Annotated in this window: 19 protein-coding genes, 1 tRNA gene and 1 riboswitch; of the genes, 11 read left to right on the forward strand and 9 right to left on the reverse strand. The window is 38.2% G+C overall.

The features are described 5' to 3' along the window. Position 1: 1 nt before the first annotated feature. Complete coding sequence (locus B5488_RS08070; protein WP_079734808.1) at positions 2–1,768, reverse strand: ABC transporter ATP-binding protein; 1,767 nt, start codon at positions 1,766–1,768, stop codon at positions 2–4. Continuing rightward, complete coding sequence (truA, locus tag B5488_RS08075) at positions 1,769–2,512, reverse strand: tRNA pseudouridine(38-40) synthase TruA (RefSeq protein ID WP_079734809.1); 744 nt, start codon at positions 2,510–2,512, stop codon at positions 1,769–1,771. 114 nt (positions 2,513–2,626) lie between these two features. Here truA and B5488_RS08080 point away from each other — a divergent pair, with 114 nt between their 5' ends. Beyond that, the gene (locus B5488_RS08080; protein ID WP_079734810.1) at positions 2,627–3,121 is read left to right on the forward strand and encodes a metallophosphoesterase family protein; all 495 of its coding nucleotides are present in this window, start codon (positions 2,627–2,629) and stop codon (positions 3,119–3,121) included. Between the two features lie 337 nt (positions 3,122–3,458). Here B5488_RS08080 and B5488_RS08085 read toward each other — a convergent pair whose 3' ends face one another. Further along, entirely contained in the window at positions 3,459–3,869 is a 411-nt protein-coding gene (locus tag B5488_RS08085; RefSeq protein ID WP_079736557.1) for a DUF4293 domain-containing protein, read from the reverse strand. A gap of 197 nt (positions 3,870–4,066) precedes the next feature. On the opposite strand from B5488_RS08085, the gene rho reads away from it, so the two are divergent. Continuing rightward, positions 4,067–5,734 (forward strand): transcription termination factor Rho, encoded by a 1,668-nt coding sequence (gene rho, locus B5488_RS08090; protein ID WP_079734811.1) that lies wholly within the window; start codon positions 4,067–4,069, stop codon positions 5,732–5,734. Between the two features lie 759 nt (positions 5,735–6,493). Here the strand turns inward: rho and B5488_RS08100 are convergent. The 5 genes from B5488_RS08100 to B5488_RS08120 all read right to left on the reverse strand — a co-directional run bounded on the left by B5488_RS08100 (position 6,494) and on the right by B5488_RS08120 (position 9,920). Further along, positions 6,494–6,760: a Trm112 family protein gene (locus tag B5488_RS08100; RefSeq protein ID WP_079734813.1), complete on the reverse strand. Its 267-nt coding sequence runs from the start codon at positions 6,758–6,760 to the stop codon at positions 6,494–6,496. Beyond that, entirely contained in the window at positions 6,738–7,400 is a 663-nt protein-coding gene (locus B5488_RS08105) for a thiamine phosphate synthase (protein WP_231919818.1), read from the reverse strand. Before B5488_RS08105 ends, B5488_RS08100 begins: the two co-directional genes overlap by 23 nt. Continuing rightward, positions 7,397–8,452 carry an AIR synthase-related protein gene (locus tag B5488_RS08110; protein ID WP_079734814.1) on the reverse strand — a complete coding sequence of 352 codons (1,056 nt, stop codon included), beginning with the start codon at positions 8,450–8,452 and terminating at the stop codon, positions 7,397–7,399. The genes B5488_RS08105 and B5488_RS08110 overlap by 4 nt, the downstream gene beginning before the upstream one ends. Then, complete coding sequence (locus tag B5488_RS08115; protein ID WP_079734815.1) at positions 8,452–9,177, reverse strand: class I SAM-dependent methyltransferase; 726 nt, start codon at positions 9,175–9,177, stop codon at positions 8,452–8,454. The genes B5488_RS08110 and B5488_RS08115 overlap by 1 nt, the downstream gene beginning before the upstream one ends. A gap of 70 nt (positions 9,178–9,247) precedes the next feature. Next, a riboswitch (TPP riboswitch) is annotated at positions 9,248–9,335 on the reverse strand. A gap of 512 nt (positions 9,336–9,847) precedes the next feature. Then, positions 9,848–9,920, reverse strand: a tRNA-Gly gene (locus tag B5488_RS08120). A gap of 206 nt (positions 9,921–10,126) precedes the next feature. Between B5488_RS08120 and B5488_RS08125 the strand changes: the two genes are divergently transcribed. From B5488_RS08125 to B5488_RS08135, 3 genes are read left to right on the forward strand one after another with little or no spacing between them, the layout of a single operon-like run. Beyond that, positions 10,127–10,678: a ClpP family protease gene (locus tag B5488_RS08125; RefSeq protein ID WP_079734816.1), complete on the forward strand. Its 552-nt coding sequence runs from the start codon at positions 10,127–10,129 to the stop codon at positions 10,676–10,678. A 4-nt stretch (positions 10,679–10,682) separates the two neighbouring features. After that, on the forward strand, positions 10,683–10,964 hold the full coding sequence (locus tag B5488_RS08130; protein ID WP_079734817.1) for a GNAT family N-acetyltransferase: 282 nt from the start codon (positions 10,683–10,685) through the stop codon (positions 10,962–10,964). A 43-nt stretch (positions 10,965–11,007) separates the two neighbouring features. Continuing rightward, positions 11,008–12,651: a L,D-transpeptidase family protein gene (locus B5488_RS08135; RefSeq protein ID WP_170065318.1), complete on the forward strand. Its 1,644-nt coding sequence runs from the start codon at positions 11,008–11,010 to the stop codon at positions 12,649–12,651. Here B5488_RS08135 and B5488_RS08140 read toward each other — a convergent pair whose 3' ends face one another. Then, the gene (locus tag B5488_RS08140; RefSeq protein WP_079734819.1) at positions 12,652–13,395 is read right to left on the reverse strand and encodes a murein L,D-transpeptidase catalytic domain family protein; all 744 of its coding nucleotides are present in this window, start codon (positions 13,393–13,395) and stop codon (positions 12,652–12,654) included. A gap of 390 nt (positions 13,396–13,785) precedes the next feature. On the opposite strand from B5488_RS08140, the gene gpmI reads away from it, so the two are divergent. From gpmI to B5488_RS08170, 6 genes are read left to right on the forward strand one after another with little or no spacing between them, the layout of a single operon-like run. Then, positions 13,786–15,303: a 2,3-bisphosphoglycerate-independent phosphoglycerate mutase gene (gene gpmI / locus B5488_RS08145; protein WP_079734820.1), complete on the forward strand. Its 1,518-nt coding sequence runs from the start codon at positions 13,786–13,788 to the stop codon at positions 15,301–15,303. A 5-nt stretch (positions 15,304–15,308) separates the two neighbouring features. Continuing rightward, positions 15,309–15,842: a TlpA family protein disulfide reductase gene (locus B5488_RS08150; RefSeq protein WP_079734821.1), complete on the forward strand. Its 534-nt coding sequence runs from the start codon at positions 15,309–15,311 to the stop codon at positions 15,840–15,842. Positions 15,843–15,879: 37 nt separating this feature from the next. Beyond that, positions 15,880–16,281, forward strand: coding sequence for a BT0820 family HAD-type phosphatase (locus B5488_RS08155; protein ID WP_079734822.1), 402 nt, complete (start codon positions 15,880–15,882; stop codon positions 16,279–16,281). 9 nt (positions 16,282–16,290) lie between these two features. Then, positions 16,291–17,115 carry a type I methionyl aminopeptidase gene (map, locus tag B5488_RS08160; protein ID WP_079734823.1) on the forward strand — a complete coding sequence of 275 codons (825 nt, stop codon included), beginning with the start codon at positions 16,291–16,293 and terminating at the stop codon, positions 17,113–17,115. Beyond that, positions 17,099–17,662: an HNH endonuclease gene (locus B5488_RS08165; protein WP_079734824.1), complete on the forward strand. Its 564-nt coding sequence runs from the start codon at positions 17,099–17,101 to the stop codon at positions 17,660–17,662. The genes map and B5488_RS08165 overlap by 17 nt, the downstream gene beginning before the upstream one ends. 19 nt (positions 17,663–17,681) lie before the next feature. Beyond that, positions 17,682–18,440: a class I SAM-dependent methyltransferase gene (locus B5488_RS08170; RefSeq protein WP_079734825.1), complete on the forward strand. Its 759-nt coding sequence runs from the start codon at positions 17,682–17,684 to the stop codon at positions 18,438–18,440. Positions 18,441–18,498 lie beyond the last annotated feature (58 nt).

An 18,498-nucleotide genomic window follows, 5' to 3' on the forward strand; every position in this document is an offset into this window, starting at 1 on the left:
TCTACAAAGATTCCTCGGCCATAAACTGCACTTCGTAAAGGTTTTTGTAATACCCATCTTTCTTTTTAAGCAACTCTGTGTGATTTCCAATTTCTACAATCTTACCGGCATCCATCACCATAATCTTATCGGCTTTTTTAATGGTTGCAAGCCTGTGGGCAATCACAATTGAAGTTCGCCCTTTTGTGATCTTATCGGTTGCTTCCTGAATTAAAAGTTCGCTATAAGTATCTACCGAAGAAGTTGCTTCATCTAAAACCAAAATACTGGGATTACTCATATAAGCCCTTAAAAATGAAATAAGCTGGCGCTGGCCGGATGATAACATCGCCCCACGTTCTTTTACATTATAATGATAGCTATTTGGCAGCGTATTGATGAACTCGTGAATACCAATTTGTTTCGCAGCAGCAATCACTTCTTCTTCCGTAATATCGGGATTGTTAAGATTAATATTACTCAAAATAGTATCGGCAAAAAGGAAAACGTTTTGTAACACCACGGCAATTTCAGAACGTAAGGATTCTAAAGTAATATCTTTAATATCAATTCCATCTACCAGAATTTGTCCGCTATCTATTTCATAAAAACGGTTCAGTAAATTGATCACCGTAGATTTCCCTGCACCGGTGGCTCCAACAATTGCGATAGTTTCCCCAGGATTTGCTTTAAAAGAAACGCCTTTAAGCACTTCTTCATCATCAGTATAACTAAAACGAACATCTTTAAATTCTATTTCACCCTTTAGATCGCTCACCTTAATTTTCCCATTATTATTAATGGAAGATTCTGTGTCCAAAATTCCAAAAACGCGATTTGCCGCTACCATTCCCATTTGCAGGGTATTAAATTTATCGGCAATTTGTCGTAAGGGTCTAAACAATAACTGAGATAATTCAATAAAAGCGATAATCACACCAAGGGTAATTCCGTCATCAGCCACGGCCCGCAGCCCGCCGTACCAAACGATTAGACCTATAGTTATGGAAGTTGCCATTTCAGCAATGGGAAAGAAAATAGAGTTATACCAAACTGTCTTTACCCAGGCATCACGGTGTTTGCCGTTTATTTCTTTAAAATTATTGTATTCGGCTTTTTCACGGGTAAAAAGCTGAACGATCTTCATTCCCGTAATTCGCTCCTGAACAAAGGTGTTTAGGTTGGCAACCTGCGTTCTTACTTCTTCAAAAGCGACTTTCATTTTCTTCTGAAAAACACGCGTAGCATACATAATTAACGGAAGTACCGTTAAAACCAATAAAGTTAACTGCCAGCTCTGGTAAAACATAAACCCAATTACTACCAGCATTTTTAAAATATCACTGATAATCATAAAAAGTCCCTGGCTAAAAATACTGGCAATAGTTTCAATATCGCTTACCGCACGGGTTACCAAACGCCCAACTGCCGACTTATCAAAATAAGTCATTTTAAAGTTGAGCATATGTTTAAAAAGGTTCACACGAAGGTCTCTAACTACTTCCTGCCCCAACCAATTGGCGAAATACACAAATAGAAACTGAAAAATAACTTCCAGCACTAAAACCCCGGCCATTAAACCAACATAAAAAACCAGGTTATCATAGTTCTGTGGCGTAATTGCATCATCTACGGTAACCTTTAATAAATACGGTCTTAGAACAGCAAAGAATGAAAGCAAAATAGCAGCAACCGCCACAAAATAGAAAGTTACTTTGTAGGGATTAGTATACTTAAGCAGGCGCTTAAATAAATTAAAATCGAATGCGTTGCCTGTTTTAGATGCCATTTATTTTATTGCTATTTCCGGATAAGTAACATTTGTAAGATAAAGAGCTTTTGCCGGTACCGAAGTGCCCGCCTTACTCCTATCTTTACTTTTTATAATCTCGTGCATATTTTCTACGGGTTGTTTTCCAAAACCAATTTCCAGTAAAGTTCCCACAATTGCACGCACCATATTTCTTAAAAATCTGTCGGCTGAAATATGAAAAACCAACACGCCATTTTCAGTTTTCCAAACTGATTCAGAAATCTTGCAATTATAAGTTTTTACATCGGTTTTAGACTTTGAAAAACACTTAAAATTAGTATAATCCTTTAAGATTTCTGCAGCCTGGTTCATTTTTTCAACATCCAGCTTATTCTTTAAAAAGTAGCTTCTATCTTCCAAAAAAGGATCTTTCTGCTGAACAATATGATATTCATAACTTCGGCTTAAAGCATCAAAACGAGCGTGTGCATCTGCTTTTACTTTAAAAACGTCCTTTAATGCGATATCGGCCGGAAGCAAGGAATTCATTTTAAACTGAAAAGCTTCCCTTTCAAGTTCGTTATCGGTATCAAAATGTGCAAAGATCTGTTTCGCGTGTACGCCTGCATCTGTTCTTCCTGCGCCAACAATAGCTGTTTTTTGTTGAAAAACAACTGAAAGTGCCCGTTCTATTTCTTCCTGAACCGAAATCGCGTTTGGCTGATTTTGCCAACCGTGATAAGCCTTTCCAAAATATGCCAGTTCTAAAAAATACCTCAACCGAGTTCTTTATTTTTATATTTGCGAACTGCAAAGATAAGGCATTTATTAGAAGCTTAAATCCTTTGAAGGCATCGGTTTCAAAATGATTTTATAAACAAAAACAATCCCGATTTGAAAAAAATATTGCTGTTAAGCGACACCCACAGTCATATTGACGAAAGAATTCTACATTACGCAGCGGAAGCCGATGAAATATGGCACGCCGGCGATATTGGCACTACCGATATTTCTGATGAATTAAAAAAAGTAAAACCTTTAAGGGCGGTATATGGTAATATTGACGATGCGGAAATAAGAAAAGAATTCCCTCTGCACCAACGTTTTAAATGCGAAGGCGTAGATGTTTGGATTACGCATATAGGCGGTTACCCGGGCAAATATTCACCGGCGATTAGGGAAGAAATTAAAAGAAATCCGCCAAAGCTTTTTATTAGCGGGCATTCCCACATTTTAAAGGTAATGAACGATAAAAGCCTGGGATTACTTCATATGAATCCCGGCGCAGCAGGCAAACAGGGTTTTCATAAAAAACGAACAATGCTTAGATTTAAAATTGATGCTGCTGAAATTAAAGATCTGGAAGTGATAGAATTGAAGGGAAAATAAGCAGTTGGCAGTTTTTCAGTGAGCAGTTGGCAGTCTCAGTTTGCAGTAGGTTTATATTAAGAACAAAGAGGCTACCGAAAAGTTTTTAAAAGCGTCATCCTGAGTGTACTTCAGAGCCTGCCCCGATTTTTATCGGGGATCTAAAATATTGATAATCAAAACATGTTTGAAGCTGAAACAAGGTCAGCTTGACGAGACTAAATTTTTTAGAAAACCTCTTTCACCACAGAACGTTCGCTAATACCTAACTACGGAAAGCAAAGACACTTATAAAAACTAAAAAACCCGAAGCTTTCACTTCGGGTTTTCACGCACTAATACTACTAAGATGATAGGCTTATCGTAATCGGTCCACAGATTTTACGAGATCTTCGTCCTTTTTAATGGCCTTATTGGCCAAAACAAGAAAAACGATAGAAATGATTGGAAGAAACATCCCAATACCCTTCTCTGAAATATCCATTTCTCCAGGTAAACTTAGCAACCAATAAACAAACACTCCTAGTAAAAAAAAGTTTAATAAGATATTTAGGCGCCCCAATACAAATTGAAGCTTTCTATTTTTGAACATAAAAATACTCACCAAAGATAATAAAGCTGAAGCTAGAAATGCAAAAAATATCATAAGATAATCTTGTGCAAAAATAGCCACACCTTCAGAATTTTCCCAAAGTGAAAATACGAAAATAAGTCCGCCACTAATAATGGCAGCGATAAGTAAATATACTGTTTGTATTCTTTGTAGCATAACTTCTGGTGGAGTTCGCGAACAAAAATAAAGATTCTTTTTAGAAATGCTATTTAAAATATTAAAATAAAGTTGTATACTTGCAGGAACATTTCGTAACCAATTCAAAACAGGTTACTTAAGTCTCCAAATTTTTTTCGATTCTTCCTCGAGAAGTTTAACAATCAACCCAAACACAAATTTATTCTTTATTATTCATGTTGGAAATTTCAGAATTAAAAGCTAAAAAGCTTCCTGAGCTGCAGGATATCGCTAAATCTTTAAACGTTCCCAAATTCAGGACTTTAAAAAAATTAGACCTGGTATATCAAATCCTGGACTATCAGGCGGCAAATCCTAAAAAAGCTAAAGAAGCATTGACCGACGATACTAAAAAGGAAGAAACTCCTAAAAGTGAAGAACGTAGTAAAACTTCAGAAAAACCACAACCAAAGAAAAGTGGTAAAATAGGAAGTAATAAGAAACCACCGCGGGCTACTGCAACTGCAGAAACCAAAGAACCCCGCCCTGCAAAAAAGGATCCTTCTCCTAAAAAAGAAGATGCTCCTTCTAAACCAAGAGAACCTAAAAAGCAGGAACAAAAGCCAAGGGAAAACAGGGAAGACAATAACAGTTCTTCTCACACAAATAAGAACAATCCTCGTGACAACAAAAAGGATACTCGCAGTAGCAACAACAATAAAAGTAGCGGAAGTCGCGATGCCGGCAACCGTGATGCTCGCAACCGCTACCGTGAACCAGATTATGAATTTGACGCGATTATAGAAAGTGAAGGCGTTCTGGATATTATGCAGGATAACTATGGTTTCCTAAGATCTTCAGATTACAACTACCTTACTTCTCCCGATGATATTTATGTATCCCAATCGCAAATTCGTTTATTCGGATTAAAAACCGGGGATACTGTTTTAGGACAAATTCGCCCTCCAAAAGAAGGTGAAAAATATTTTCCTTTAATCAAGATCAACAAAATTAACGGATTAGACCCTCAGGTAGTGAGAGACCGTGTTTCTTTTGAGCACTTAACTCCGCTTTTCCCAAAGGAAAAATTCAATATTGCTGAAAAGCAAAGTAGCATGTCTACCCGTATTATGGACCTCTTTTCCCCAATTGGAAAAGGCCAGCGTGGTATGATTGTTTCCCAGCCTAAAACTGGTAAAACAATGTTGCTTAAAGATATTGCAAACGCTATCGCGGCCAACCATCCAGAAGTTTATCAAATAGTTTTACTTATTGATGAACGCCCGGAAGAGGTAACCGATATGCAACGTAATGTTCGCGGTGAAGTTGTAGCTTCAACTTTCGATAAGGAAGCTCACGAGCATGTTAGGGTTGCTAATATTGTACTGGAAAAAGCGAAACGTCTGGTAGAATGTGGTCACGATGTGGTGATCCTTCTGGATTCTATTACGCGACTGGCCCGTGCTTACAACACCGTACAACCTGCCAGCGGTAAGGTTTTAAGTGGTGGTGTAGATGCTAACGCGCTGCACAAACCAAAACGTTTCTTTGGTGCCGCCCGTAACATTGAAAACGGAGGTTCCCTTTCGATTATCGCTACCGCCCTAACCGATACCGGTTCTAAAATGGACGAGGTGATTTTTGAAGAATTTAAAGGAACAGGTAATATGGAGCTGCAATTAGACAGAAAAATTGCTAACCGTAGAATTTTCCCTGCAATAGATCTTACCTCTTCAAGTACACGTCGCGACGATCTTTTATTAGATGAAGCTGCACTGCAAAGAATGTGGGTACTGCGTAAATATCTTGCCGATATGAATCCTATTGAAGCAATGGAATTTATTAACGACAGGATTAAGCAAACTAAAAACAATGAAGAGTTTTTGATCTCGATGAACGGATAAAACCTTCTTTAGTTATAAATTTAAAAATCCGGAAACTGCAAAGCTTCCGGATTTTTTTATGACTGTATTTTACTTTTATAATGCAACCACTCCTTTTTTCAGCATAGCTGAATTCATTGCCCTCCTTTGAAAGGAGGAGAGCTATAAATATTTTATCAACTTTTTTGTGAAAATAAATTTTAGCTCTTACCCTTTTTAAGGATAAGCCCACCTGAATGAAAAGGTCGGATGAGTTTAAGTATTTTTCTGGTTTTATTATGAAATTCTCCGTCACCCTGATACCTGTGATAAAAAAATTATCCAGCGTAGAAAATTGACGCTCGGCGAGCTTAGCGAGTTTTAAAATCCGTGTGTGAGTGTAGTAAATCAGCAGCGTCAATAATTTTTGAAGCCTTGGAAAAAATTTAGCTGCTGATTTGCGATTTTTTGGCCTTGTTGCCAAAAAAACACCTCCACATAGGACGCCCTTTTTTGTTTCGTTTTTTGGGCGAGCAAAAAATGAAAGTAGAACCTTCCAAATCAGGCAAGTTTCGATTTAAATTATAGTAGATAATAAGCCTAGATATTAGCATTTTAAAAATAAGTCAATGGTAACTCGAAATTTATTCGGCGGTCAAACATGTTATATTCTGAAATAAATTCAGAATGACGTGAACTTCAAAACATACGTTACTCGGCTAAATTAGCTCCACCCCTTATTTTCAAGGGGAGATGGCCCCAGGCCGGAGGGGGTACTTCATAAATTCTTATTCTTTCAAACTATTCAACCAATCTAAAATTCTCAACTTTCTTCCCATTTAGATGCTTGCTCCATTTTTCCATTAGCGGGGCTTCCAGTTTAAACTCCCGATATTCATCTGGGTTCATGATGGGAATTCCTTTTATTATTGGATAAATACGTTTGCACTTCGCGCAACTTAAAAAGCCTTCTATAATTTTCCCATCCAAATCTTTAGAAATCGCAGTGAGGTCCAGGTCGTTCTTATCAAAAGGACAGCATAATTTATCTATTGTTGAAATTCTCATTTTTTATTTTTTTAAATTCTGAATTATAATTTTCTGTAGAAACTGAAGGATTTTCGGCACTCATTATTCCTGATATCACCGCAACACCCTCAAAATCTAATTCTTTAAGCAGGTGCATATTGGAAGGTTTAATTCCGCCAGCCAGAAAAATTGGCATTTTTGTAAGTTTCCTGGCTTTCCTGATAATCTCAAAATCTACTAAATCGCAACTATTGGCAGATGAAGACGGAAAAATTGAACAAAAGGAAATATAATCGAACTTATTAGTCTTCGCCCATTTTACAGAATCCAGGTTGTTATTACAGGTTAATCCCAGTAAAGTATTCGAAGGAATGCTTTCTTTAATCTCTCTGAAATCATTAGGAATTTCATCAAAATGCACCCCATTTACTTCAGTTTGGTTTAAAAGTTTCCAGTTATTGTTTAGCAAAACCGGAATGCCGTGGGCTTTGCAAATTTTGCAGATCTCATTTATAAGGAAAATTTGATTTTCAACATTTTTAAAATTATTCCACACCTGAACCGCGGCAATTTCACTTTTATCCAAAATCTCTTTTAGCTTATTTATTAAAACAGCCTTTTCCATCTGGGGATCTATCACGAGGTACACTCCGTCTTTCATTCTTTGCTTTTCTATCATTTCCAACCAGATTTAATTGCTGTAAAAAAGGCCTTCCAGTAAGGATCTTCGGTTTTATACTCAAGATCTTTAATCTCATCACCTTTAGCTATCTTAATGCCCGCTTCTTCATTTTTAATTTCACCCACAGCTGCACAGGCAATATTTTCGGCTTTTATACGTGAGATTACCTGTTGCTCTTTTCCTTTTTCACATGAAATTATCATTGATCCTGCCCCGATTATTTCCCTGTAATCCAGTTTAAATAATTCGCAAACTTCTTTTTGCCAGGAAATAATCGGTAAGGCTTCATCATAAATAAGGGCACCTTTGCCGGAAGCTTTCACCATTTCATAGATCGCCCCTAATACGCCGCCTTCGGTAACATCGTGCATTGCGTGAATTTCCGAAAATTTATGCTCTGTTTCTGCCGCTATAAGTCCGTCTTTTAAAGAAGAAGTTTGCTTAAACATTTCGCAACCTGCCTCATAGGTTTGTTTACCAAGTCTATTTTTTATTGTTTCCGGAAAACTCATCGTTAATAAGGCTGAAGAAGACAGGGCGCTGGTTTTGGTTACCAGAATTACATCATTAGCCTCTGCCCCGTTAGAAAGAACGATCTCCTTTTTGGGAGCTACGCTAAAGAAAGTTCCTCCTCCCGAAATAGTAGAATTTTGGCCTTCTACAAATCCTGTATGCCCGCCGGTTATAGCTACACCAATATCTTTAGAAAACTGATGAATATAATTCCAGTAAGTTTTAAAATCTTCCCTGGAAAGTGACGCCGGCAGGTTCAAAACCATTTGAGCATACTGAGGGGGAAATCCGGTGGTGGCCATATCATTAGCCATAAGATGTACCGAAAGCCAGGCCGATTCTTCAAGCCCAAGCGATGGAATAAGTGATAGCGGATCACTGGTAGCGATTAAGGCCAGCTCATTGGGTAAATCTACTAATGAAACATCTACTCCAAACCCGGGTTTTACACTGACTTCCTTACGAGCCTGACCAAAGTTTTTCAGAATAAAGCCTTCTAATTCTGCTTCGGCGATTTTTCCTAATTTTTCACTCATTATTCCACATCTTTAAATGTCACATACAGCCCGAAAAAATCCCCGTAAGGCAAGCTCCATTGCTGGACCGGAAACCATTCTGGCAAACCTGTACAAGACCATTCTATACTATATTCCCTACCCTGAAGGGCTTCTTCTATGATTTTGGTTAGTTTTTTAGGGGTGTAAAAGGTTGCAGTAAGATAAAATGGATTGGCCCCGAAAATTTCCTGAACACGACGGCGGACTACTTTAGTAGAATTCCTGTTCATCATTCCCAGTGCTATGCCGTATTTTGCAACCCTCGAAGCTTCCCGAATAACTTTTACGGGATCTTTATAATATTCAAAAGTGGTTATAAAGGCCAGGGAATCAAAAGTATGATCTTTAAAGGGCATGTGGTGAGAATCTGCCATTACGAGGTCGCCTTCAAACAAATGAACGGCCTGGGATAGCATTAGCGGAGAAATATCGCCACCGGTAGCCTCGATTCCTATTTCTTTCCACCATCTCGTAAAACGTGTGGTTCCACATCCAAATTCCAATAGGGTTTTGACTCGCTTATCTTTAGAAACAAGTTGTTCCATCACCTTCTTCTGCCAAACCTCGGCACGTTTATACCGGCCTTCGTACCATTGCTCATAGGTGTCGGTATGTTTTCGGTTAAAAAACCACTCTTCCCGGTTTTGCCAGTTTTGATGATTTACGGGAAGTAATTCAAATCGTTTGCTTTTTTCAATTTCCATCTTTACTTTTTTAAAAAAGAAAAACTCCACGCTAAACGGAAAATGCCGAAAAACATGGAGTCTTAAAATGAAAATTTTAATCCTGCATCCCTACGTTGGCATTATCCAAATCAGGTTTCGGGTTTTATCTCAGCCTTGCGGCACCCCGTGCGTGAATTTATCTGTTTATACTAAATGTTATCTACTAATTTTAATTGATTCTATAATGTGAAAATACAAAATAAAGAAGGAAGGAGAAAGTTATTTCTCAGTTTTACAGAATAGAATATGCTATGGTTTCACCTTCTTATTACCAACGCTGCAACCACCCTTTCTTCAGCAAAAAAACTGAATTCATTGAGATTGTATGAAAAGTTTTTGAAATCGTTATCCTGAACTTGTTTTAGACCCTGCTCCGAAATTTATTCGGAGATTTAAAATACTGATAATCAAAACGTATTAGAAGCTGAAACAAGTTCAGCTTGACGAAACTAACACGCTTCTCACCCGGTCACTTTTCAGCATAAAAAAACCCTCACGAAATGTGAAGGTTTTGTTTAGAGCGGGAGACCGGGTTTCCCGATATTACGCCCTACCGGGCTTCAATCGGGACAGGCTTCTCACCCGGAGGTATTCTTTTTTGGTTCTTTTCCATAAAAAAACCCCAACTTATCGTTGAGGTTTTTCATTGAGCGGGAGACCGGGTTCGAACCGGCGACATTCAGCTTGGAAGGCTGACGCTCTACCAACTGAGCTACTCCCGCCTGTTCTGCAAATATAAAGTTTAAAGCCTTCAAAATCCAAAGGAAAATTAAAATTTTTCGGGCGTTTATTTCTATCTAGCTTGTATTCAGCAAAAAACCACGGGCAAGCGATAAAATCTTGTTAAATGGGTAATGAAAAAACAAGTGTTCCGACAAATAAATCTTATTTTTAATGCCTAACAGTATATATTTTAAAATAATTTTTTATGAGCAATAAATCCGGTAAAACCCAGGACCTAATAGACGCAAAATTCCTTAAAGAACGCAAAATTTTCCTTTGGGGTGAAGTAAATGATAAATCGGCCAAACACGTTATAGACAGACTACTATACCTTGATATGGATGGCGATAAAGAAATCCAGTTTTTCATTAATAGTCCCGGTGGCTACGTAACCGACGGATTTGCAATTTACGATACCATGCAAAGCCTAAATAGTCCCGTTTCTACGATTTGTAGTGGTTTAGCTGCTTCAATGGGCTCAATCTTACTTTCCGGTGGAACCAAAGGTAAAAGATTTATACAGCCCCATGGGAAGGTTATGATTCACCAGCCTATGGGCGGTGCACGAGGCCAGGCTTCAAATATTGAAATTCAGGCAAACGAGATCTTAAAAACTAGAGAACTTAGTGCTAAAATTCTTGCAGATAACTGTGGGCAAACCCAGGAAAAGGTACTTAAGGATTTTAATCGTGACTACTGGATGGATGCTCAGGAATCGCTGGATTACGGAATTGTAGACGGTATTTTTAAGAAATAAGATTATGGATATTAAACACCGAGAAAACGATAGCCGCGGAATGTTTTTCGTAGAGGACGAAAAAGGGATTTACGCAGAACTCACTTATACCAAAAAACCGGGAGATATTCTTACTATAGATCACACCGAGGTAAGACCCGAACTGGAAGGCCAGGGAATTGCTACTAAACTTTTGGCGCATAGTGTAGATTTTGCACGCGAAAACAATTATAAAATAGACCCTTTATGCCCTTTTGCCGAAGTACAATTTGACCGCAATGAGTCTTTTCAAGACGTAAGAGCGTAGTCAACCGTTTTACCCCAAAAGATCAATGAATCTGCTTTTTCCTATGAAATTTTTTAAATTTTTAATGCTCTTTGTTTTTGTGCTTTTTATTTCCTGCGGGGATGACAAAGACAGGGAGCCTGGAATTGAAACCACAAAAGAGGAAGAAGCAGAAGTTATTGAAAAACTGGCTTCAGCTGATTTAATTTCCAAAAAGTTTCCTGGGGTTTCAAATTCGGTTGGAAATATCAATTTACAGCACGCTAATTTACTGGATTCTATTTATTCAAAACGGGATTATAAACCAATCTGGACCGATAGAGCCCTGCGGGAAGATCTTTACCGAAGCATTGAAAGAGCCACTGAAGACGGCCTCGATCCTGAAAACTATCATTTAACTTATTTACAAAATTCACTCGCTAATTTATCTCAGTTAGATGATGAAGAACGCAGTCTAACCGAAATTATTCTTACCGATGCTTTCCTGGGCCTTGCTTCAGATTATAATTCTGGTAAGCTGAATCCCAAAGAAATATATAGCATTTGGGGCATAGAACGTAATAAAATTGATCTTCCCGGCCTTCTGGATTATGGAGTTCAACAGCAAAACATCACTGCCGCAATAGATTCAGTAGTGCCCAAACACGAAGTTTATAAAGGCCTGAAACGCTCTTTGAAAGAATACCGAAAACTTGCAGAAAACGACGATAACTCCACGATTATTTCCGAAGAAGGAGAAAGTATTAAAATCGATGAAAAGGACAAACGTGTTCCCAACATAAAACGTCGCTTAAAGGAATTGGGGTTTTGGGAAAAGGAAATTATTAACAGTGTTACGGTTTACGACGAATCGCTACAGGAAGCTGTAAAGGAATACCAGGAAAAATATGGAATAGAAACCGATGGCGTTATTGGTGGCGGTACTATAAAAACCCTGAATAAAACATATCAGGATCGCCTGGAACAAATTCTTGTAAACCTGGAACGCTGGCGCTGGTACCCCAAAGACCTGGGAGATCAACATATTGTAGTGAATATTGCGAATTACCGGTTACACTTTGTTAGACATGGGGATACCGTGGCAACGCATCGCACTATGGTTGGCACCGAAGCCAGAAAAACACCAGTTTTTTCTGATGAAGTAGAACATATAGTTTACAACCCAACCTGGACCATCCCTCCTACTATAAAAAGTAAAGATGTGATCCCTTCAGCAAAGAAAGATCCCAGTTATATTTCAAGAAAGAATTACAGCATTTTTGATCGCACCGGGCAAAGATTGTCTGCCAGTGAGGTAGACTGGTCTTCTTCTGAGGTAAAAGCTTATACATTTAGACAGGAGGCCGGGCCGGCGAATCCGCTTGGGTTAGTTAAGATTATTTATCCTAATGAATATATGATCTATTTGCACGATACGCCTTCAAAATCGCTTTTCAACAAAAATTTACGGGCACAAAGTTCGGGTTGTGTTAGAGTGCAGGATGTTTTAGAACTGGCGAAGATGCTACTAAGCGATCAGCCAAAATACGATGATGAGAAGATTAAAGAAATTCTTGATTCGGGTAAGACAACAACGATTAAGGTTACGCAGAAAGTAAAAGTGCACCATCTTTACTGGACGGCCTGGAACGAAAATGGCAGCACCCGTTTTGCAGAAGATATCTACAAGAGAGATGCTGCCATCTATAAATTACTTACTGAAAATTAATTAGTTAAGCAGCGAAGAATTATTTAAATAATCTTTATTGTTTTTGTGAATATATACTACCGATTCGTCTTTGATAGTATCTATTACATCTTTCGCAATGGTATTAGGCACGGCCGGGCAACCATAACTTCTTCCTAACCTTCCAATTCTGTCTATAAAGTTAGGCTCAGCATAATCTGCTCCGTGAATTACTACATAACGTTTACGGGCATTGCTATTAAAGCCTTTTTCCATGCCGTCTATAAAAAGTGACAATCCATTTTTTCCATAGTAAGTTTCAGCGGTCACATAAAAACCAAGGGAACTTTGCAGGGAATTCACTGTATTAGAAAATTTGGTAGCGAATTCACCGCCGGTATTTTTTCCGTGGGAAACATAAGTATTGAATAAAACTTTCTTTGTTTCCATATTCATAATCCACATACGTTTTTTAGTAGAGGAAAGTTCGAAATCTATCACGGTAAGTATCCGTTTTCCTACTTCACCTTTTTCTTCGAGTTGGTCATAGCCCCTCATAGCTTTTTCGAAAACCGGCATGGCAGGAATACTACTATTATTGGTAGAAAACTCGCTGTAAAGTTCAGCGACCTTAGTTTCAAAACTGGTTTTGTTGTTTTCTGAGGAATTTGGAAAAGCGATTGCTTCTATTTCTGAATTGCCAGAATTGGAGTCTAAATTATCTGTAGTTGTAAATGCAAAAGAGAAGATTAATACGGCAAATACAGTGAGGAGTCTATAAATCATACACGTTGTTTTAAATTAATGTTCTGTTAATTTATTCCAAATGTGATGCCAACATACAAAATATTCTGTTTAGTTAGATTTTTAAGCCGTCAAAACAGAAATTTTAACATTTTTAGGCTTATAAATCTAAATTTCAGCATATTACCGCTTCACACCCTATTTTAAGAACGCTAAAGGGATTAAAAAAGTATTCCAAAGAACCGAGCTGAATGTTAAAATTGTAGAATTTAAAAGGAAAAGGAGGAATTATTTTTTTTTTAGAATTAATTTTTATGGCTAAAATTCCTTTAAAACCTACCTGAGCCTCTTATATTTAATCAAACATTAGCGGGTGCGCATTTAGCATACCGCCAATTTGTTTTTATCTTTATGCACAAATTAACTACTATTATGAATAAGAAAGTTCTACTAATGATTTTAGACGGTTGGGGAATCACGCAAAACCCAGACGTATCGGCTATTGCTAAAGCTAAAACTCCTTTTATGGATAGTATCCTGGAAAAATACCCACACGCAGAATTGCGTACCGATGGGTTGCAGGTTGGACTTCCGGAAGGACAAATGGGAAATAGTGAAGTAGGACATATGAATCTTGGTGCCGGCCGTATTGTTTACCAGGATTTGGTGAAAATTAATATGGCGGTAGAAAAGAATACGCTAAAAGACGAACCCGTGCTGGAAGAAGCTTTTAGTTATGCGATAAAAAACAACAAACCAATCCATTTTATGGGACTTTTAAGTGATGGTGGAGTGCATTCTCACATTAACCATTTAAAAGGCTTACTCTCTGCGGCCCAGGAATTTGGTGTAAAAGAAAAATACGTTCATGCTTTTACCGATGGGCGTGATGTAGATCCGCACTCGGGAAAAGGTTTCATTGAAGAAATTGAAGAACACCTAAAAAAAACAAATAGTAAACTTGCCTCGGTGATTGGGCGGTATTTTGCGATGGATCGTGATAAGCGTTGGGAAAGAGTAAAAAAGGCTTACGACCTTATCGTTAAAGGTGAAGGCACCAAAACTACCAATGCTGCTGAAACCATGGCAAAAAGTTACGAAAACAAGGTTAGTGATGAGTTTATAGAACCCATCGTAATGACCAACGAGGCTGGCGAGCCGGTTGCTACTTTAAAAGAGAAAGAAGTTGTGATTTTCTTTAACTTTAGAACCGATCGAGGCAGGCAACTTACCCAGGCTTTAACCCAGGACGATTTCCCTGAATATACTATGAAGAAAATGCCATTATATTATGTGACAGTAACTAAATATGACGATAGTTTTGAAGGTATAAATGTGGTTTTCAAAAAAGATAATATTAAATCTACACTTGGGGAAGTCCTGGAATATATGGGCAAAAAGCAAATTAGAATTGCTGAAACCGAAAAATACCCCCACGTTACCTTCTTCTTTAATGGCGGTCGGGAAAAACCTTTTAAAGGTGAAAAACGCTTAATGTGTAGTTCTCCAAAAGTAGCTACCTACGATCTTCAGCCCGAAATGAGTGCTTTTCAAATTAGGGATAAAATTATTCCTGAACTTAAAAACGAATCGGCTGATTTTGTTTGTCTGAATTTTGCAAATCCCGATATGGTTGGCCATACCGGAGTATTTGATGCCGCTGTAAAAGCCTGCGAAACTGTAGATTCCTGCGCTAAAGATGTAGCTGAAGCTGCCCTGGAAAATGATTATTCAGTAATTGTAATTGCCGATCATGGGAATAGTGAGATTATGATAAACGAAGATGGTAGTCCAAATACGGCACACACCACCAGCCCGGTTCCCTTAATTTTACTGGATAAAGACATAAAATTGATTAAAAGCGGTAAGCTTGGGAACATAGCACCGACTATTCTGAAGTTAATGGGGATCGATAAGCCGGAAGTTATGACTGAAGACCCGCTAATTTAAATTCAATGATTAATAAAATATTGTTGCTTCTTTTGAGTGCTTTCCTAATATCGGGAGATATTTCAAATAAAAACGAAAATGCAGAAAATAAGAATTCAGCAGAAATGCTTTTAGGCAAATTCACCCAAGCTAACCTGGAAAAAGCACCGCATTCAAACTGGTTTGTTCCCGGTTACGAAAATTACAAACCTAAAAAAGAAGCTTTAAAAACTATAAAGAAGAATATTCACGATTATGAAATTCTAATGTTTATGGGGACCTGGTGTGGTGACAGCCGCTACGAAGTTCCGAAGTTTTTTAAGCTTTTAGATGAAGTTGATTTTGACCGAAAAAATCTTAAAAATATTGCAGTAAACCGGGCTAAAAAAGCTCCCGGTAAGCTGGATGAAGAATACAATATTCACCGTGTGCCTACTATTATTTTTATGAAAGATGGAAAGGAAGTGAACCGTTTTGTGGAGTATTCTATAGAAAGCCTTGAAGAAGATATTGCTAAAATACTTGAAGGTAAAGAGTACACAAATCCTTATTCCGAATAAACAGAGAATATTCGGTAAATCTTGCTAATTTTGCTTTATGCCCAATTCGTTATCCATAGCAGTAGATTTTGACGGAACTATTGTAGAGAATAAATTTCCGGAAATAGGAAAGCCTAAGCTCTTCGCGTTTGAAACGCTCAAAAAGCTACAGGAAGATGGACACCGATTAATCTTATGGACTTACCGTGCCGAAGATAAACTGGAAGAAGCGGTACAATTTTGCGAAAAAAGAGGCATTCAATTTTATGCCATTAATAAAAGTTATCCTGAAGAGGTTTTTGAGGATAATATAAGCCGTAAGATCCTGGCCGATATTTTTATAGACGATCGCAATATTGGCGGAATGATGGGTTGGGGTGAGATCTACCAGAGATTAAAGGACAGAGCAATAATTAGAGAAAATAAAAAGAAGAAATTCGGATTTTTAGGCCGATTTTAAATTCAATATATGATAATTACCAAAAACCCTGAAGAAATTGAATTGATGCGCGAAAGCGCACTAATCGTATCTAAAACCCTGGGGATGCTTGCGCCGCATATAAAACCCGGAGTTACTACTTTGGAGTTAGATAAAATGGCCGAAGAATTTATTCGCGACCACGGTGCCGAACCGGGCTTTTTGGGTATGTATGATTTTCCTAATTCGCTTTGTATGAGCCCCAATGCGCAGGTAGTACATGGGATTCCTAATGATAAACCGATGGAGGAAGGCGATATTATTTCTATAGACTGTGGCGCCTTAAAAAACGGATTTTACGGGGATCACGCCTATACTTTTGAAGTTGGTGAAGTAAAGCCTGAAGTAAAAGAACTCCTGGATGCTACCAAAGAATCCCTTTATGTGGGCATCAGGGAATTTAAAGCCGGAAACCGTGTGGGTGATGTTGGTTATGCCATTCAAAAATATACTGAAGATCGCGGCTATGGCGTAGTTAGAGAATTGGTAGGCCATGGTTTGGGTGCAACAATGCACGAAGATCCTGAAATGCCTAACTACGGAAAACGAGGCCGCGGTAAAAAATTTTTAGAAGGAATGGTTGTGGCCATAGAGCCTATGATAAACCTGGGAACCAAAAGAATTAAACAATTGCCTGACGGTTGGACCATCTTAACTGCAGATAATAAACCCAGCGCGCATTTTGAACATGATGTAGCGCTAGTAGACGGTAAACCGCAATTGCTATCTACCTTTGATTATATTTATGAATCTTTAGGAATTGAAAGTGATGAAGAACATGAGTTTAAAGCCCAGGTCTATGGTAAAGAATTATAGGGGCGAGGTTTGGAAAAGACTTCACAAAGAAGAGTGGCAGGATCGTTTTGTTTACGATGTTTCCAGCTACGGCAGGATAATTAGCTACGTGCAGTATCCAGAAGGGGAATTAATAAATGGCGGCCGCACCAACGGTTACACCAGTTTTTCGCCCCGGCTTCAAAACGGAAAGCATAAAGCGTATTATGTGCACCGGATTGTTGCTGAACTTTTTCTTAATAAAAATGAAGACGATAAGTTTGTTATTCACAAGAATTTCAAGAAAGACGATAACCGTGTAGAAAATCTTGCCTGGACCAACCAGGAAGAATGGGTTAAACACCAGCATGATAGTCCCGGCGTTAAAGAAAACAAGCGCAAACGAAAATTGAGACGGGTAGTTACTTACTCAAAACTCACTTATGCCCAGGCCGTGGTGCTAAAAAAGAAACTTTTAGACCCGAAGAGAAAAACCAGGATAAGAGTTTTGGCCAAGCAATTTGGGGTTTCAGAAATGCAGCTTTATCGCATTAAATCTGGTGAAAACTGGGGCGATATAAAGGTTTAAATCGAGTTAGCAATTTTTGATGAAAAAGCTTTTTAAAGTAGTTTTAAACACCGTTCCCAGACCATTGCTCATCACATTAAGTTATTGGATAAAACCTTTCTTTAAATATGCGCTTCGCGGAAATAAGTACACCGATCCCATAGACGGAAAAAGCTTTTCAAAATTTTTACCATACGGCTATATCAATCAGCGGGAGAATGTGCTCTCCCCTTCTACTCTTTCCCTGGAACGCCATCGTTTACTTTGGTTATATTTAAAAAATGAAACCCAGTTTTTTAGTAAAAACCTGCACGTTTTACACTTTGCACCCGAGCAGGCTTTTTATAAGCGTTTTCGAAAGCTTAAAAACCTAGATTACACTACTACCGACCTAAATTCTCCTTTAGCAGATGTACAGGCCGATATTTGTGATTTGCCTTTTAAGGATAATGAGTTCGATTTTATTCTCTGCAATCATGTTTTAGAACACATCCCAAATGACACCGAAGCTATGCAGGAACTTTATCGAATCCTAAAACCCGGCGGCACGGCGATCTTGCAAATTCCGCAGGACTTAAAGAGAAAACATACTTTTGAAGATGATTCCATCACCAACAGAAAAGAACGCGAACGTATTTTTGGCCAGTACGATCACGTAAGAATCTACGGCAGGGATTATTTTGATAAATTAAGAAGTATCGGTTTTAATGTTAAGGAAGTAGCTTATACCACTCAATTATCTCCAGAAGAACTCGATAAATATCGATTGGCAAAAGGGGAGGTTATTCCGGTTTGTTAGGGAGTGTTAGCTCAACTCTGTCTGCTTCTTCTCCCGGGGGTACCCCCGGGAGAAGAAA

It is taken from the genome of Salegentibacter salegens (genome assembly GCF_900142975.1).
In the GTDB taxonomy this organism is placed as follows: Bacteria; Bacteroidota; Bacteroidia; order Flavobacteriales; family Flavobacteriaceae; genus Salegentibacter; species Salegentibacter salegens.

Bases quoted from the DNA above. Each gene is read 5' to 3' on its own strand.
- B5488_RS08085 (WP_079736557.1), bottom strand. From the start codon at position 3,869: ATGCTACAAAGAATACAAACAGTATATTTACTTATCGCTGCCATTATT.
- B5488_RS08140 (WP_079734819.1), bottom strand. From the start codon at position 13,395: ATGATTTATAGACTCCTCACTGTATTTGCCGTATTAATCTTCTCTTTT.
- B5488_RS08155 (WP_079734822.1), top strand. From the start codon at position 15,880: ATGCCCAATTCGTTATCCATAGCAGTAGATTTTGACGGAACTATTGTA.
- B5488_RS08150 (WP_079734821.1), top strand. From the start codon at position 15,309: ATGATTAATAAAATATTGTTGCTTCTTTTGAGTGCTTTCCTAATATCG.
- gpmI (WP_079734820.1), top strand. From the start codon at position 13,786: ATGAATAAGAAAGTTCTACTAATGATTTTAGACGGTTGGGGAATCACG.
- map (WP_079734823.1), top strand. From the start codon at position 16,291: ATGATAATTACCAAAAACCCTGAAGAAATTGAATTGATGCGCGAAAGC.
- B5488_RS08070 (WP_079734808.1), bottom strand. From the start codon at position 1,768: ATGGCATCTAAAACAGGCAACGCATTCGATTTTAATTTATTTAAGCGC.
- B5488_RS08105 (WP_231919818.1), bottom strand. From the start codon at position 7,400: ATGATAGAAAAGCAAAGAATGAAAGACGGAGTGTACCTCGTGATAGAT.
- B5488_RS08170 (WP_079734825.1), top strand. From the start codon at position 17,682: ATGAAAAAGCTTTTTAAAGTAGTTTTAAACACCGTTCCCAGACCATTG.
- B5488_RS08135 (WP_170065318.1), top strand. From the start codon at position 11,008: ATGAAATTTTTTAAATTTTTAATGCTCTTTGTTTTTGTGCTTTTTATT.
- B5488_RS08110 (WP_079734814.1), bottom strand. From the start codon at position 8,452: ATGAGTGAAAAATTAGGAAAAATCGCCGAAGCAGAATTAGAAGGCTTT.
- B5488_RS08115 (WP_079734815.1), bottom strand. From the start codon at position 9,177: ATGGAAATTGAAAAAAGCAAACGATTTGAATTACTTCCCGTAAATCAT.
- B5488_RS08125 (WP_079734816.1), top strand. From the start codon at position 10,127: ATGAGCAATAAATCCGGTAAAACCCAGGACCTAATAGACGCAAAATTC.
- B5488_RS08100 (WP_079734813.1), bottom strand. From the start codon at position 6,760: ATGAGAATTTCAACAATAGATAAATTATGCTGTCCTTTTGATAAGAAC.
- B5488_RS08165 (WP_079734824.1), top strand. From the start codon at position 17,099: ATGGTAAAGAATTATAGGGGCGAGGTTTGGAAAAGACTTCACAAAGAA.
- B5488_RS08130 (WP_079734817.1), top strand. From the start codon at position 10,683: ATGGATATTAAACACCGAGAAAACGATAGCCGCGGAATGTTTTTCGTA.
- rho (WP_079734811.1), top strand. From the start codon at position 4,067: ATGTTGGAAATTTCAGAATTAAAAGCTAAAAAGCTTCCTGAGCTGCAG.